12 protein-coding genes are annotated in these 16288 nt (G+C 73.9%); 8 read left to right on the top strand and 4 right to left on the bottom strand.

Features of this window, described 5'->3' with window-relative positions:
* Positions 1-39 precede the first annotated feature (39 nt).
* Positions 40-432, top strand: a complete 393-nt coding sequence (locus ACZ7C5_RS24505) for a DUF3040 domain-containing protein (protein WP_470323470.1) — start codon at positions 40-42, stop codon at positions 430-432.
* A gap of 112 nt (positions 433-544) precedes the next feature.
* Here ACZ7C5_RS24505 and ACZ7C5_RS24500 read toward each other — a convergent pair whose 3' ends face one another.
* From ACZ7C5_RS24500 to ACZ7C5_RS24485, 4 genes are all read right to left on the bottom strand, one after another.
* Positions 545-2974, bottom strand: a complete 2430-nt coding sequence (locus ACZ7C5_RS24500; protein ID WP_470323469.1) for a transglutaminase TgpA family protein — start codon at positions 2972-2974, stop codon at positions 545-547.
* A complete protein-coding gene (locus ACZ7C5_RS24495; protein WP_401078962.1) occupies positions 2971-4293 on the bottom strand; it encodes a DUF58 domain-containing protein in 1323 nt (440 codons plus the stop codon). The genes ACZ7C5_RS24500 and ACZ7C5_RS24495 overlap by 4 nt, the downstream gene beginning before the upstream one ends.
* Position 4294: 1 nt before the next feature.
* The gene (locus tag ACZ7C5_RS24490) at positions 4295-5209 is read right to left on the bottom strand and encodes an AAA family ATPase (protein ID WP_317620399.1); all 915 of its coding nucleotides are present in this window, start codon (positions 5207-5209) and stop codon (positions 4295-4297) included.
* A gap of 396 nt (positions 5210-5605) precedes the next feature.
* A complete protein-coding gene (locus tag ACZ7C5_RS24485; protein WP_188300217.1) occupies positions 5606-6172 on the bottom strand; it encodes a beta-class carbonic anhydrase in 567 nt (188 codons plus the stop codon).
* Between the two features lie 540 nt (positions 6173-6712).
* On the opposite strand from ACZ7C5_RS24485, the gene rsmH reads away from it, so the two are divergent.
* From rsmH to murD, 7 genes are all read left to right on the top strand, one after another.
* Positions 6713-7687 carry a 16S rRNA (cytosine(1402)-N(4))-methyltransferase RsmH gene (gene rsmH / locus ACZ7C5_RS24480; protein WP_401078965.1) on the top strand — a complete coding sequence of 325 codons (975 nt, stop codon included), beginning with the start codon at positions 6713-6715 and terminating at the stop codon, positions 7685-7687.
* A 157-nt stretch (positions 7688-7844) separates the two neighbouring features.
* Complete coding sequence (ftsL, locus tag ACZ7C5_RS24475; protein ID WP_470323468.1) at positions 7845-8357, top strand: cell division protein FtsL; 513 nt, start codon at positions 7845-7847, stop codon at positions 8355-8357.
* An 82-nt stretch (positions 8358-8439) separates the two neighbouring features.
* On the top strand, positions 8440-10677 hold the full coding sequence (locus ACZ7C5_RS24470) for a peptidoglycan D,D-transpeptidase FtsI family protein (protein ID WP_401078970.1): 2238 nt from the start codon (positions 8440-8442) through the stop codon (positions 10675-10677).
* Between the two features lie 94 nt (positions 10678-10771).
* The gene (locus ACZ7C5_RS24465) at positions 10772-12337 is read left to right on the top strand and encodes a UDP-N-acetylmuramoyl-L-alanyl-D-glutamate--2,6-diaminopimelate ligase (RefSeq protein ID WP_401078973.1); all 1566 of its coding nucleotides are present in this window, start codon (positions 10772-10774) and stop codon (positions 12335-12337) included.
* Positions 12334-13737, top strand: a complete 1404-nt coding sequence (locus ACZ7C5_RS24460; RefSeq protein ID WP_188300859.1) for a UDP-N-acetylmuramoyl-tripeptide--D-alanyl-D-alanine ligase — start codon at positions 12334-12336, stop codon at positions 13735-13737. Before ACZ7C5_RS24465 ends, ACZ7C5_RS24460 begins: the two co-directional genes overlap by 4 nt.
* A complete protein-coding gene (mraY, locus tag ACZ7C5_RS24455) occupies positions 13737-14798 on the top strand; it encodes a phospho-N-acetylmuramoyl-pentapeptide-transferase (protein ID WP_188300858.1) in 1062 nt (353 codons plus the stop codon). Before ACZ7C5_RS24460 ends, mraY begins: the two co-directional genes overlap by 1 nt.
* On the top strand, positions 14795-16243 hold the full coding sequence (murD, locus tag ACZ7C5_RS24450; protein WP_401078978.1) for a UDP-N-acetylmuramoyl-L-alanine--D-glutamate ligase: 1449 nt from the start codon (positions 14795-14797) through the stop codon (positions 16241-16243). The genes mraY and murD overlap by 4 nt, the downstream gene beginning before the upstream one ends.
* The last annotated feature ends 45 nt before the right edge of the window (positions 16244-16288 follow it).

Here is a 16288-nt window from a genome sequence, read left to right as displayed (position 1 = left end):
GGACCGGTCGCACCCGCGACCGACGAGTAGGAGGACTCCGTGCCGCTCTCGGAGCACGAGCAGCGACTGCTCGACCAGATGGAGCGAGCGCTGTATGCCGAAGATCCCAAATTCGCGTCGGCGCTCGAGGGAACCGGGCTGCGCACCTACACCCGTCGGCGGGTCTACCTGGCCGTGGCCGGCTTCGTGGTGGGGATCGGCCTGCTGATGGGCGGCATGGTCGTGCCGGACCAGATCTGGGTCAGCGTCGTGGGGTTCCTGGTGATGCTCGGATGTGCGGTGTTCGCCGTGACCGGCTGGCGGCGCGGGCCCGCGGGCCAGGGCACCGGGGGTGCCGGCCCGGCCGCGGCCCCGCGCCGCAAGGCCGGGATGATGGACCGGGTGGAGCAGCGCTGGCAGCGCCGCAGGGACGAGCAGACCGGCGGCTTCTGAGCCGCTCGGCCGAGACCTACGAAGCCGGGGCGGGCAGTCGATCGACTGCCCGCCCCGGCTTCGTACGTCTCGGCTTCGTGTCCGGCGCGGAACCCTGGCGCGGAACCCCGGCTCAGGACTCCGGCGTGGAGCGCTTGCGCCGGGTGAGTACCCGCCGCACCGGCACGCAGACCCGCTCGACCGCCCGGCCCGACCCGGTGGCGACGGCCGCCCTGGCGGCCCGCACCGCGTCGGAGATCCGCCACCACAGCTGCGCCGAGGACGGCGGCAGCAGCAGCGCCCTGGTCCGTCCGCGCCGCCCGGCCGCCGCCCGCAGCCCGCGCCGTACGGCGCGGACGTCGGCGGCCAGCGGCTCCGCGGTGAGCGGCCCGGGCGGGGCGTAGAGCACCCGCTCGGTGGCCAGCGCGAGCCGGCCGGTGGCCGCCGCGGAGTCCGCGTCCAGCTGTGCCGTCTCGGCGATCCGGCGCGCGGCGGAACGCGGTGTGCGTGACTCGTCCGGGGGAATTCCGAGGTCCCAGGCGGAGTCGACCAGCTCGTCCCAGGCGGCCAGCACCTGGGCGTCGGTCAGCTCCGCGGGACCGCTCCCGCCGGGCCCGCGCCGTCCGCCGCCGCCCAGCCGGCGCCGGCGTACGGCGGCGCGCCAGAGCATCGGGGCGAGCAGCAGCGCGATCAGCACGGCCACCGCGGCCAGGGTGCCGAGCACCTGGGCGGAGAGCAGCCAGGACTCCTCGCCGGCCGTGGCGGCGGTCCTGCCCTTGGTGCCGCACTCGCCCAGCTGGCGCTGCTTGGCGGTGCAGTCCGAACCGGCGGTCGGCACCGGGGCGGCCGAGGCGGACTGCGGGGCCGCGGTCGCCTGCTGGCTCGGCGCGGTGGTCGGGGTGCTGGACTTCTCGGTGTAGCGGGCCGGGACGCCGCGGCTCGGGGTCGGCTCGAAGCGCAGCCAGCCGTAGCCCGCGAAGTACAGCTCGGGCCAGGCGTGGTACATCCGGCCGTTCACCGAGTAGACGTCGCCGCCCTTGTTGTCGCCCGGGGTGAAGCCGACGGCCACCCGGGCCGGGATCTTCAGCACCCTGGCCATCGCCGCCATGGTGGAGGCGTAGTGCACGCAGAAGCCCCTGCGGTCGCGCAGGAAGACGGCGATGGCGTTGCTGCCGGTGCCGCCGTTGACCGTGGTGTCGTACTTGAAGGTCGGCCCGGTGAACCAGTTCACCAGCGCCGTCGCCCGGTCGTAGTCGTTCTGCGCGCCCGAGGTGACGGCCCTGGCCTGCTCGGCGACCACCGCCGGCAGGTCGGACGGGAGGGCGGTGTAGTGCTCCCTGACGTCCTGGGGCGCGGTGGCCGCGAGGCGCAGCTCGTCGGCGGTGGGCCGCAGGTCCAGGGCGCTGACGTGGTAGCGCAGGCCGCGGATCGCCTTGTCGCCGGCCGGCAGGACGGTGCCGGTCAGCGGGTCGAGCTTCCAGTCGCCGCGGTTGGGGACCTGGACGGAGGCGGCCGGGTAGGGCATCGGCAGCCAGCTGGCCTCCAGCCGGTCGCTGACCTGGAAGTCGCCCTCGATCCGGGGGACCTGGGCGTTGCGCAGGCCCTCGGGGGTGGGCAGCGTCACCGGGAGGTCGCCGACCGTGGTGCTGCCGAGCTTCCAGTTGGTGCCGTCGAACTGGTCGAGCGAGCCGGTCCGCAGGTAGGTCTGGTCGGCCAGCGGGCTGTCCAGGGTGTAGCTGAGCAGCTCCGCGTCGGTGGGCTTGGTGATCGCGGCCTCCAGGCTGACCAGCGGGTCCAGGCTGGTCGACAGGCTCCCGCCGACGCCTTTGCCGCTCGATCCGCCGGAGCCGGAGTGCAGCAGCCCGAAGCTCCAGTGCGGCAGCACCACCGGCAGCAGCAGGGCCACCGCCAGGGCCAGCACGCCGACCTGACGGCCGCCGGGGCTGACCCGGCCCGACTCCACGGAGCCGCGCGAGCCGCCGTAGAAGACGCGGCCCCAGCGGGAGACCCGGTCCTGGCCCTCGGCGAACAGCAGCAGCAGGTAGCCGGCCGCGGCGGCGCCGAACCAGACCCAGCTGCCGTGCGCCCCGGCCAGGCCGTTGCCGATCGAGTACAGCGCCAGCAGCGGCAGCCCGGCCAGCGCCGAGCGCCGGTAGGTCACCGCGACGGTGTCCACCGCGACGGCGATCAGGCCGACCGCCGAGACCAGGATCAGCCGCAGCCCCGCGGAGGGCGGAGCCGGGATGGCGTACTGCTGTATGTCGTCCACGCCGGAGGCGAAGACCTGGTCCAGGACCCGCATCGTGGCCGGCCCCGGCAGCACCCCGCCGGCGCCGGCGAAGCCGAGCAGCATCAGCATCAGCAGCGCCAGCAGCTGCCCGACCGGCACCGTCCAGCGGTACAGCGGGGAGCGGCGCAGGCCCGCGCCGACGGCCCCGATCACGGCGATCACCAGGAAGGCGTGGGAGAGCCAGCTGCGGGTGGTGAGCAGCGGCATCATGCACAGCGAGGCGAGGGCGGTGGCCAGCGCCGAGTACACGGTCAGTTTGGCCCGGGTGGTCACGCGCCGGCCTCTTCTCGGTAGGGGGCGGTCGTCCTGCTGCCGTCGGCGGCCCGCCAGAGGTCCGGTACGGAGTCCCCGGCGCGCACCGGGATCACCGTCCAGCCGGCCTCGCGCAGCTGCCGGGCGCGGTCCCGGAACTCGTCGCCGCCGGTGTCCGGGGCGAGCATCCGCAGGCCGGCCCAGGTGCCGGTGTCCAGCAGGAAGGCGACCGCCCCGCCGGTGCGGCTGCGCAGCCGGCCCAGCCGGGCGGCCTGGGTGTCGTCCAGGTCGCCGAGGACGGCGACCAGCAGGCCCTCGCCGCCGGTGCGCAGCGGGTCCTCGGCGCGGGAGAGGGTGCCGCCGTCGGACAGGTCGGCGACCGCGAGGGCGTCCAGGACCAGCCCGGAGGTCTCGGCGGTGCTGTGGCTGCGGCCGCCACCGGGCCCCGGCACCGACTGGCCGGTGTCGGTGAGCAGCCGGGTCTGGTAGCCGCGCTCCAGCAGGTGCACGGAGACCGAGGCGGCGCAGCCGACCGCCCACTCGAAGGAGGAGGCGGGGCCGCTGCCGCGGTGGGCGATCTCCCGGGTGTCCAGCAGGACGGTGGCCCTGGCCTGCTGCGGCTGCTCCTCGCGGCGCACCATCAGCTCGCCGTACCGGGCGGTGGAGCGCCAGTGCACCCGGCGCAGGTCGTCGCCGGGCCGGTACTCGCGCAGGATCAGGTCGTCGTCGCCGGCCATCGCCAGGGTGCGGCTGCGGCTCTCGCCCTGGCCGGCCCACTCGCCGCTGAGCCGGGCGTTCGGCAGCGCCTGGACCTGGGGGACGACGGTGAGGACGTCGGAGGCGGTGAAGGCGCGGGTCACCTCGCACATCCCGAACGGGTCGGACAGCCGCAGCTGGAGCGGCCCGAGCGGGTAGCGGCCGCGCAGGTCGGAGCGGACCCGGTAGGAGACCTCGCGGTGGCCGCGCGGCTCGACCCGGTCCAGCACGAAGCGCGGGCGCGGCCCGAGCACGTACGGGACCTTGTCCTCCAGCAGCAGCACCCCGGTGGGCACCCGGGAGACGTTGTCGACCCGCAGGTGCACCCTGGCCTCCTGGCCGGCGGCCGCCCGGCGCGGGCTGAGCCGGCGTCCGCTGGCCACCCGGTAGCGGGTGTTGGCGACCACCACCACGGCGACCAGCGGCAGCGCGGCGAGCAGGACGCCGACGCGCAGCAGGGCGTCCTGGTCGAGCAGGTAGGAGCAGACCACCGCGGTGACCCCGGCGGCGAGGAAGGAGCGGCCCCGGGTGGTGAGGCCGCGGAACCCGGCCCGCAGTCCCGACGCCGAGTCGGACTGGACCACCTCAGCCCCTCCGGACGGCCGGGCCGCCCTGCGGGCGCGGCAGCGGCAGCCGGGCGACCAGGTCGGCCACGATCTGCTCGGAGGTGCGGCGGCTGAGCTGGGTCTCGGCGGTCGGCATCAGACGGTGCGCCAGGACCGGGACGGCGAGGCGCTGGATGTCGTCCGGGGTGACGTAGTCGCGCCCGTCCAGGGCGGCGGCGGCGCGGGCGGCCCTGACCAGGTGCAGGGTGGCGCGCGGCGAGGCGCCCAGGCGCAGCTCGGGGCTGGTCCGGGTGGCGCCGACCAGGTCGACGGCGTAGCGGCGGACCGGGTCGGCGATGTGCACGGTGCGGACCAGGTCGATCAGCTTGAGGATGTCGGAGGCGTGCGCGACCGGCTGGAGGTCCTCCAGCGGGCTGGCACCGCCGTGCACGTCCAGCATCGCGAGCTCGGCCTCGGGGCTGGGGTAGCCGATCGAGATCCGGGCCATGAAGCGGTCGCGCTGGGCCTCCGGGAGGGGGTAGGTGCCCTCCATCTCGACCGGGTTCTGGGTGGCCACGACCATGAACGGCGAGGGCAGCTCGTAGCTGGTGCCGTCGATGGTGACCTGGCGCTCCTCCATCGACTCCAGCAGCGCGGACTGGGTCTTGGGCGAGGCGCGGTTGATCTCGTCGCCGACCACGAGCTGGGCGAAGATCGCGCCGGGGCGGAACTCGAAGTCGTGCCGCTGCTGGTCGTAGATGTTGGTGCCGGTGACGTCCGAGGGCAGCAGGTCGGGTGTGAACTGGATGCGGCGCACGGTGCAGTCCAGGGAACGGGCGAGCGCCTTGGCCAGCATGGTCTTGCCGACGCCCGGCACGTCCTCCAGCAGCAGGTGGCCCTCGGCGAGCAGGACGGTCAGGGCGATCCGGACGGCCTCCGGCTTGCCCTCGATCACGCTCTCGACGTTGGCGCGGACGCGGTCGACGACCGCGGCGAGCTCGTCGTGCCCGACCTGCCGGTACCCGTTCGCCCTCTGCTGCTCGCCCCCCGCAGCACTGCCGAGTCCGGCCTGATCGCTGTAGCTCGTCACCCGTATACGCTCCCTGGCACCCTGTGCCCGCCCCGTCCCGAGGCCGGGCCCCACCCCATGCTTGACGCGGCCGTCCCGGGGGCGGTTCCGAACGAGGGTCCCGGCGCCGGGAAGGCGGCCTGCGGCCTGGCCGCCCCAGGTGGTTCGGGGTCCGACCGGCAGGCGCATTGTCCCCCGGGCGATGGCCAGAAGTCACCATTCGGCGGTGCCCCAATGCCGGGACGGCGGGGACCCGGGCGGGACCCGGGACGGGGCGGTGGCTCAGGACGGGACGGGGCCTGGGTGCTGGTCGATCTCGCGCAGCAGGCCGGTGTGGACGTCGAAGACGAAGCCGCGGACGTCGTCGGTGTGCAGCAGGAAGGGAGAGGTGCGGACGCGCTGCATGGACTGGCGGACGTCGCCGTCCAGGTCGACGAAGGCCTCCACCGCCCACTGCGGGCGCTGGCCGACCTCCAGTTCCAGTTCGCGGCGGAAGTCCTCGGTGAGCCCGAGCAGGCCGCAGCCGGTGTGGTGGATCAGCGCGATCGAGCGGGTGCCGAGGGCGCGCTGGCTGATGGTCAGGGACCGGATGGTGTCGTCGGTGACGACACCGCCGGCGTTGCGGATGACGTGGGCGTCGCCGAGTTCGAGGCCGAGTGCCGCGAACAGGTCCAGGCGGGCGTCCATGCAGGCCACCACGGCGATCTTCTGCACCGGGCGGGCGTCCATGCCGCCGTCCCGGAAGGTCACCGCGTAGGCGCGGTTGGCCGTGACGAAGCGGTCGATGACGGTGGATCCGGCAGGGTCGGCAGCGGCGTTCGGCGAGGGCCGATCAGGTGTCACTGTCATGGTGGCGACGTTAGTGGGGATCGGGCCCGCGCGGTGGAGCGGAGAACTACAGAACGGGGCGCCGTGATCGAGCGCAAAGCCACAACAGGGGGGTGCGGCCCGGCCGTTCCCCGAGTGGCCCGCACGCGGTGGCGGACGGGGGGCGCGCGCCCGCCACCGAGGGCCCCCGGTCCGGACCGTCGCCAGGCCGCCCCGACGGCTGCGACCTGCGGTGATCCGTACCGCCGCCCGGGTGGTGCGCCGGAGCGGACCATTGACTGGCAGGGCTCGCGCGATAGAGTTTGCGGCGCATTGGAGCACACCCGGCCGGGCCCGTCAACGGTGCCTTCCCGGCCGGTGCGGTCCGGTCGACGCGGGCCCGTGGCCTCCACCCGCTCCGTGCTCACCTGGCGCACCTTCCCCGGTGCCGGGCGGTCACGACCTTCCCCCTGAGCGGGCGGGGACCACGGGCCGCTTCGTCGTGCCGGTGCGCGGTGGGCGAGAATGGTCGCAGCTCCCGGACGTCGGGCTGCTCCGCACCGAGGAAGGGCGCCACCGCGCATGACCACCAACGAACCGGGCCCGAAGCACGTTCCGGTGATGCTCCAGCGGTGCATGGACGCGCTGGCCCCGGCGATCTCGCGCCCCGGTGCCGTGGTGGTGGACGCCACCCTCGGCCTCGGCGGCCACAGCGAGGCGTTGCTGACCCAGTTCCCCGAGGTCCGGCTGGTCGCGGTGGACCGCGACCCGCAGGCGCTGAAGCTGTCCGGCGAGCGGCTGGCCCCGTTCGGCGACCGCGCCACCCTGGTGCACGCCGTCTACGACGAGATCCCCGAGGTGCTGGAGCGCCTGGGCATCGAGAAGGCGGACGGCGTCCTGTTCGACCTCGGCGTCTCCTCGATGCAGCTGGACGAGGCGGAGCGCGGCTTCGCGTACGCCCAGGACGCCCCGCTGGACATGCGGATGGACCAGACCAGGGGGATCAGCGCGGCGGAGGTGCTGAACACCTACAGCCACGGCGAGCTGGCCCGGATCCTCAAGTTCTACGGCGAGGAGCGGTTCGCCGGGAGGATCGCCTCGGTGATCCTGCGGGAGCGGGAGAAGGAACCGTTCACCACCAGCGCGCGTCTGGTCGATCTGGTGCGCAACGCCATTCCGGCGGCGACCCGTCGCACCGGCGGGAACCCGGCCAAGCGGACGTTCCAGGCGCTGCGGATCGAGGTCAACGGCGAGCTGGAGGTCCTGGACCGGGCGATCCCCGGGGCGCTGGACGCCCTCGCGGTGGGCGGCCGGATCGTGGTGATGTCCTACCAGTCGCTGGAGGACCGCCTGGTCAAGCAGTACCTCGCCGCCGGAGCGACCGACACCGCACCGCCGGGACTGCCGTTCATCCCGGAGGAGCACCAGCCCTGGCTCAAACTGATCACTCGCGGTGCCGAACTGGCCACCGAGGAGGAGATCGAGGAGAACCGGCGCGCCGCGCCCGTACGGCTGCGGGTGGCGGAGAGGATCAGGGACCGAAGCAAGCGGGGCTGACGAACCGGCCCCGGCAGGGTCCGAAGGGCGGAGGAAAACAGTGGGGCCGGTGGCCGGTGAGGTCCGGGCGGGGCGGGGAGGACTCCCCGGACAGGGCAGGGCGCGGATCACGGTCCGCCCGGGGAAACGACCGGTACGGGGGCGCACACCGTTCGCGGTGCTCGTCGTGGTGCTGCTGGCGGCCGGGCTGCTCGGCCTGCTGGCGCTGAACACCGCGCTCAACGAGGGCTCCTTCGAGCTGTCCCGACTGCAGAAGCAGACCACCGTGGCGACCGACGAACAGCAGAGCCTCCAGCACGAGATCGACCAGAGCTCGGCCCCGGACGCGCTGGCCAGGCGCGCCGCCGAGCTGGGCCTGGTCCCGGCCGGCGGGATGGCCTTCCTGGACGTCCCGAACAGCGGCACGGTGATCGGCACCCCGGGCCCGGCCAAGGACAGTCCGCCGGTCAAGCGCTCCACCGCCGAGCCGTGGCCGACCAAGGGCCAGCCGGGCGGCGCGCCGTCGCCGGCCGCGCCCCCGCCGTCGCCGGCCCCCCAGCCGGGCGGCGCGCCGTCGCCGGCCGCGCCCCCGCCGTCGCCGGCCCCGGCGACGTCCGCGGGGGACTCGGTGATCCAGCTCAACCCGGTCTCGCCGGCACCCGGGCACCCGGGCGGGGGCGCGGCCCGGTGAGTGAGTGGAACGAGTGGAACGAGCGAACCATCGGAACGTGCGGATCGTGCGAAGCGCCCGCCGAGCACAGCGAGGTGCGCGCATGAGTGAGCCACGCCAGCCGGGCGGGTCCGGCAGCGGCAACGGCCGCCGTCCGGTGCCCCGGGGCACCGCGCCGCGCGCGCAGTCCTCCTCCGGCCGCAGCCAGCCCGCAGCCGGCCGCGGCCAGCCCCCGGCCAAGGGCCAGCCGGCAGCCGGTCGCGGCCAGTCCGCGAAGGGGCAGCCCGCGAAGGGCCAGCCCGCCCGCAGCCAGTCGGCCAAGGCCCAGCCGGCCAGGTCCGCCTCCGCCGGCCGTACCCCGCGGGCGCCGCAGCAGCGCCGCCCCGAGGGCCGCCCGCCGGCCCGCAGCCAGGCGGCGGCGCGCCCGAAGAGCCGTCCGCCGCTGCGCCCCAAGGCACTCAAGCTGGCCGAGCCCAAGCGCCGGCTGAAGGTGATCACCGTGGTGCTGTCGCTGGTGTTCTCCGTCTTCGCGGGGCGCCTGGTGCAGCTCCAGCTGGTGGACGCCGACGCGCTGGCCGCCGACGCCAACACCAACCGCTACCTGAACATCCCGATCACCGCCGAACGCGGCTCGATAACGTCCTCCGACGGGGTCGCCCTGGCGGCCACCGTGGACGCGTACGACATCACCGCCGACCCGGCGATGTTCACCCCGGAGGCGACCGGCATCCCGGACGCGCCCGAGCAGGCGGCCGCGCTGCTGTCGCCGATCCTCGGCGTGCCCAAGGAGAAGATCGCCACCGACCTGCACACCCCCAAGAGCCGGTACAAGCGGCTCGCCCCCCAGCAGACCCCGGCCACCAGGAAGCAGATCAGCGACCTCAAGTCGAGCCTGGAGAAGCAGGCCGGCTCGCGGGCCTGCCAGGCCCAGAAGAAGCTGCTCGGCAAGCCCGCCGACCAGGGCGGGCGCACCCGGGTGGACAACGAGTGCGCCAACCCGCTGGCCGGGGTGTTCAACCGGGAGACCCAGAAGCGGATCTACCCGGCGGACGGGCTGGCCGCCAACCTGGTCGGCTTCGTCAACGCCGAGGGCGAGGGCGCCGGCGGCCTGGAACTCCAGTACCAGAAGCTGCTGGCCGGCAAGGACGGCCACAGCAGCTACGCCCAGTCGGGCGGGCGGCTGGTGCCCACCGCCGGTGGCTCGATGGAGCCCGCCGTGCCGGGCAGCGACGTCAAGCTGACCATCAACCGGGACATCCAGTGGGCCGCCCAGCGGGCGATCACCGACCAGGTGGCCAACTCCGGCGCGGAGAAGGGCTACGTGGTGGTCCAGGACGTGAAGACCGGTCAGGTCCTCGCGATGGCCGGCGCGCCCGGCTTCAACCCGAACGACCTGAGCCTGTCCAAGCAGGCCGACCTGGGCAACCCCGCCCTGGTCGACGCGTACGAGCCCGGCAGCACCGCCAAGCTGATGAGCCTGGCCGCCGTGCTGGACAGCGGGAAGGCCACCTGGGACACCAAGGTCACCGTGCCCAACCGGCTGGTCAGGGCCGGGCAGCAGTTCAAGGACGACGTCAACCACGACCCCTGGTACCTGACCCTGGCCGGGGTGCTGGCCAAGTCCTCCAACATCGGCACCATCGAGGCGGTCGAGACCCTCGGCGACGGGGACCAGCTCAAGGCCAACCAGGTGCTGGACGGCTACCTGCGCAAGTTCGGAGTGGCCGAGCCGACCGGCCTGGGCTTCCCCGGAGAGGCCTCCGGGATGCTCAAGAAGCCGGAGGACCTGGTCGCCTCGGAGAAGTACAACATCTCCTTCGGCCAGGGCCCGCTGCAGATGAACGCGCTCCAGGCCACCTCGGTCTACTCGACCATCGCCAACGGCGGGGTGCGGGTCGCGCCCAGCGTCGTCCAGGGCCTCACCGACCCGAACGGCAAGTACACGCCGAGCACGCCGGGGGCGCAGACCCAGGTGGTCAGCCCGGAGACGGCCAGGACGCTCACCTCGATGCTGGAGTCGGTCGTCGACGACGAGCAGGGCACCGGCGGCAAGGCCGCCATCCCGGGCTACCGGGTCGCGGGCAAGACCGGCACCGCCGACCGGGGCGCCGCCGACGGCAAGGGCTACGACGGCTTCACCGCCTCCTTCATCGGCTTCGCCCCCGCGGACGCCCCCAGGTACACCGTCTCCTGCACCCTCCAGGGCCCGGTCAACGGCCACTTCGGCGGCCAGCTGTGCGGCCCGGTGTTCAAGCAGGTGATGGAGTTCACCCTGAAGACCATGCAGGTCCCGCCGAGCGGCAGCCCGGCGCCCAACCTGGCCGTCGAGTGGAAGCCGTGAACGAACGATGAGCAACGAGCGGGCGGGGCTGGAGCGCGGCGCGGAGGAGGGCCGGTTTGGCCCTGGACACCCTTCGGCGGATAGCCTTCCCGCCGTGCCGAAACCCGATCAAACCACCGTGAGTCCGCCCCGCCCGACCGGGACCACCGCCCTGCCGCTCGCGAAACTGGCCGCCGAACTGGGCCTGCCGCCCGTCGAGGGGGGCGCCGTCACCGGCGTCACCCACGATTCCCGCGCGGTGCGCCCGGGCGACGTGTACGTGGCCTTCCCGGGCGCCAACCACCACGGCGCGGCCTTCGCCGCCACGGCCGCGGGGGCCGGTGCGGTGGCGGTGCTCACCGACCCGGCCGGCGCCGAGCAGGCGGCCGCCACCGGCCTGCCGCTGCTGGTCGTGGACCGGCCGCGGGCCGTCATGGGCGAGCTGGCCGCGATCGTCTACGGCCGCCCCTCCGAGCGGCTGCTGATGATCGGGCTGACCGGCACCAACGGCAAGACCACCACCTCGTACCTGGTCGAGGGCGGCCTGCGCGGCGCCGGGCGCGGCCCGGGCGTGATCGGCACCGTCGAGATGCGGGTCGGCGAGGAGCGGATCAAGAGCGAGCGCACCACCCCCGAGGCCACCGACCTGCACGCGATCCTCGGCGTGATGGCCGAGCGCGGCGCCGACGCGGTGACCATGGAGGTCTCCAGCCACGCCCTGGTCTTCGGCCGCACCGACGGGGTCGCGTACGACGTCTCGCTGTTCAACAACCTGACCCCCGAGCACCTCGACTTCCACCCGGACATGGAGGACTACTTCCAGGCGAAGGCCCGGCTCTTCCAGCCCGGGAAGTCCCGCCACGGCGTGGTCAACCTGGACGACGCGTACGGCCGCCGGCTCGCCGCCGAGGCCAAGATCCCGGTGACCACCTTCTCCGCGACCGGCGCCGCCGAGGCCGACTGGCGGGCCGTGGACGTCCGGCTCGGCCCGGTCGGCTCCACCTTCAGGGTGCTCGGCCCGGACGGCGCCGGGGCCGACGCCTCCGTCCCGCTCCCGGGACCGTTCAACGTCGCCAACGCGCTCGCCGCGATCACCGTGCTCGTCGCCGCCGGGCTGCCGCTGGAGCGGGCCGTGGCCGGCGTCGCCGCCGTCCCCGGCGTGCCGGGCCGGCTGGAGCGGGTGGACGCCGGACAGCCCTTCGTCGCCGTCGTCGACTACGCGCACAAGCCGGACGCCCTCCAGGCCGTCCTCGCCTCGCTGCGCGAGGTCACCGAGGGCCGGCTGCACGTCGTGGTCGGCTGCGGCGGCGACCGCGACCCGCACAAGCGCGGCCCGATGGGCGCCATCGCCGCCCGCCTCGCCGACACCGCCCTGCTGACCGGCGACAACCCGCGCAGCGAGGACCCGCTGGCGATCCTCGCCACCATGCTGACCGGCGCCGCCTCGGTGCCCGAGGCCGAGCGCGGGGCCGTCCTGGTCGTCCCCGACCGGGCCGAGGCGATCGAACTCGCCGTCGCCCGCGCCGAGGCGGGAGACATCGTGCTGGTGGCCGGCAAGGGCCACGAGCTCGGGCAGTACGTACGAGACGAGATCCGCCCCTTCGACGACCGGGAGGTGCTGCGCGAGTCCATCGCGCGGACCACCGCCGCGCGGGGCGACCGAGGAGTAGAGCAGCAGTGATCGCACTGACCCTCGCCGAGGTGGCCGCCGCCGTCGGAGGCACGCTGGACGGCGCCGACCCGGACGCCCTGGTCACCGGCCCGGTCGAGGTCGACTCGCGGAAGGTGAGCCCCGGCGGCCTGTTCGCGGCCTTCGTCGGCGAGCACGCGGACGGCCACGACTACGCGGCCAAGGCGGTCGAGGACGGCGCCCTCGCGGTGCTGGCCTCCCGGCCGGTCGGCGTGCCCGCCGTCCTGGTCGACAGTGTGGTGGAGGCGCTCGGCAGGCTGGCCCGCGCCGTGGTCGCCCGTGCCGACGGCACCGCCGTCGTCGCGCTGACCGGGTCGGCCGGCAAGACCAGCACCAAGGACCTGATCGCCCAGCTGCTCCAGCGCCGCGGCGAGACCGTCTACCCGCCCGGCTCGCTCAACAACGAGATCGGCCACCCGATGACCGCGCTGCGGGTCGAGGCAGGCACCCGGCACCTGGTCATGGAGATGGGCGCCCGGCACAAGGGCGACATCGAGTACCTCACCTCGATCACCCCGCCCCGGATCGGCCTCGTCCTCAACGTCGGCACCGCCCACGTCGGCGAGTTCGGCTCCCAGGAGGCGATCGCGGAGGCCAAGGGCGAACTGGTCGAGGCGCTGCCCGCCGACGGCGTCGCGATCCTCAACGCGGACGACCGGCTGGTGCGCGCGATGGCCTCCCGTACCAAGGCGAAGGTGGTCCTGTTCGGGGAATCACCGGATGCCCACGTACGGGCCGTGAACGTTCGTCTGGACGCCACCGGGCGGCCGTCGTTCACGCTCACCACCCCGGCCGGTTCCGCGCCCGTGCAGCTGCGCCTGTACGGTGAGCACCACGTCTCGAACGCCCTCGCCGCCGCCGCGGTGGCGGTGGAGCTCGGGATGTCCGTCGACGACACCGCCGCCGCCCTGGGCGAGGCGGGTGCGCTGTCCCGCTGGCGCATGGAGGTCGTCGACCGGGCCGATGGTGTCACCGTCGTGAACGATGCCTACAACGCGAACCCCGACTCGATGCGGGCCGCGCTGCGGGCTCTGGTCTCGATGGGGGGCAGGGGCCCGGAGCGCCGCCGCACCTGGGCGGTGCTCGGCGAGATGCGGGAGCTCGGCGAGGAGAGCCTGGCCGAGCACGACGCCATCGGGCGGCTCGCCGTCCGGCTGGACGTCACCAAGCTGGTGGCGGTCGGCGGACGCGATGCGGCCTGCATGGAACTCGGCGCGAGGAACGAAGGTTCGTGGGGTGAGGAGTCGGTGCTGGTGTCCGACGCGGACGCGGCGGTCGAGCTGCTGCGCAGTCAGCTTCGGCCGGGGGATGTGGTCCTGGTGAAGGCTTCCCGTTCGGTGGGGCTGGAGAAGGTGGCCGAGACCCTCCTGGCGGACGGTGTGACCGAATAATGAAGCAGATCCTTTTCTCCGGGATGATCGGTCTCATCCTGTCGCTGCTCGGCACCCCGGCCCTGATCAAGGTGCTCGCCAAGCACGGCTACGGCCAGTACATCCGTGACGACGGCCCCAAGGCGCACCACAGCAAGAAGGGCACGCCCACCATGGGCGGCATCGCCTTCATCCTGGCGACCCTGATCGCGTACTTCGCCACGAAGGCGATAACGGGCGAGAGCCCGACGGCCTCCGGGCTGCTGGTGCTCTTCCTGACCGCGGGCCTCGGCCTGGTCGGCTTCCTGGACGACTACATCAAGGTGGTCAAGCGCCGCTCGCTGGGCCTGCGGGCCAAGGCGAAGCTGGCCGGGCAGTCGATCGTCGGCCTCGGGTTCGCGGTGCTGGCGATGCAGTTCCCGGACGACCGCGGGCTCAACCCGGCGTCCCAGAGCCTCTCCTTCGTCCGGGACTTCAAGTGGGCCGTCGGCCCCGTCCTGTTCGTCATCTTCGCGTACTTCATGATCGCCGCGATGTCGAACGGCGTGAACCTGACGGACGGTCTGGACGGCCTCGCCACCGGTGCCTCGGTGATGGTCTTCGGCGCCTACACGTTCATCGGCATCTGGGAGCACACCCAGAGCTGCGCCTACGCGATCACCGCGACCGCCAACTGCTACGACATCCGCGACCCACTGGACCTCGCCGTCGTGGCCTCCGCCCTGATGGGCTCCTGCTTCGGCTTCCTGTGGTGGAACACCTCGCCCGCCAAGATCTTCATGGGTGACACCGGCTCGCTCGCCCTCGGCGGCGCCCTGGCCGGTCTGGCGATCTGCTCCCGCACCGAGCTGCTGCTCGCCCTGCTCGGCGGCCTCTACGTGATCATCACCCTGTCGGTGATCATCCAGGTCGGCTCCTTCCGGATGACCGGCAAGCGCGTCTTCAAGATGGCGCCGTTGCAGCACCACTTCGAACTCAAGGGCTGGACCGAGGTCCTGATCGTGGTCCGGTTCTGGATCATCCAGGGCCTGTGCGTCGCCGTCGGCCTCGGCCTGTTCTACGCGGGATGGGTGACCGGATGACAGACCCCCAGCTGACCAACCCGGACTTCGGCGGCCTGCCGGTCGCCGTCGCCGGGCTCGGCGTCTCGGGCATCAGCGCCGCGCGCGTCCTGCACGGCCTCGGCGCCCGGGTCACCGTCGTGGACGGCGGCAGCGGGCCCGGCCTGGCCCCCAGGGCCGCCGAGCTGGAGGCGCTGGGCGTCACCGTGCGGCTCGGCGACGGCGCGAGCCTGCCCGAGGGCACCGAGCTGATCGTCACCTCGCCCGGCTGGGCGCCGGACAGCCCGCTGTTCGCCGCCGCCGAGGCGGCCGGGGTACCGGTCTGGGGCGACGTCGAGCTGGCCTGGCGGCTGCGCAAGCCGCTGCCCGGCACCGGCGAGCCCGCCCCCTGGCTGGCCGTCACCGGCACCAACGGCAAGACCACCACCGTCCAGATGCTCGCCTCGATCCTCACCGCCGCCGGCAAGCGCACCGCCGCGGTCGGCAACGTCGGGGTCTCGGTGCTGGACGCGGTGCTCGCCGAGGAGCCGTACGACGTGCTCGCCGTCGAGCTCTCCAGCTACCAGCTGCACTGGGCGCCCTCGCTGCGCCCGTACGCGGCGGCGGTGCTCAACCTGGCGCCCGACCACCTCGACTGGCACGGCTCGATGGAGGCGTACGCCGCCGACAAGGGCCGGATCTACGAGGGCAACGTCGTCGCCTGCGTGTACAACCTGGCCGACCCGGCCACCGAGGCGCTGGTCCGCGAGGCCGACGTCGAGGAGGGCTGCCGGGCGGTCGGCTTCGGTCTCGGCGCGCCGGGCCCGTCGAACTTCGGCGTGGTGGACGGCCTGCTGGTGGACCGGGCCTTCGTCGAGGACCGGGCCAAGAACGCGGCCGAACTGGGCGCCGTCGAGGATGTTTACCCACCGGCGCCCCACAACATCGCCAACGCGCTCGCCGCGGCGGCGCTGGCCAGGGCGTACGGCGTCGAGCCGAAGGCCGTCCGGGAGGGCCTGCGGGCCTTCCGTCCGGACGCCCACCGGATCGCCGAGGTCGGGGTGGTCGGCGAGGTCACGTACATCGACGACTCCAAGGCCACCAACACCCACGCGGCGGCCGCCTCGCTGGCCGCCTACCGGCCGGTCGTCTGGATCGCCGGGGGCCTGGCCAAGGGCGCGGCCTTCGACGACCTGGTGCGGGGCGCGGCAGGGCGGCTGCGCGCGGTGGTGCTGATCGGCCAGGACCGGGCGCTGATCCGGGAGGCGCTGGAGCGACACGCGCCGGATGTGCCGGTGATCGAGGCGGCCGAGGGCCAGACTGGCGCGATGGCGATGGCCGAGGTCGTTCGAACGGCCGCGTCGCTCGCCCGATCGGGTGACACCGTGCTGCTGGCACCGGCCTGCGCCTCGATGGACATGTTCACCAACTACGGCGAGCGCGGCGACCTCTTCGCGGCGGCCGTCCTGGAGCTGGCGGGCGAGTAGGCGGGCCGGCACGGATGTCGGCCGGAGAGAGTGGGCGGGGAGCGG

The organism is Kitasatospora sp. NPDC036993, from assembly GCF_055607525.1.
This window is presented reverse-complemented; position numbering and strand designations above follow the sequence as displayed.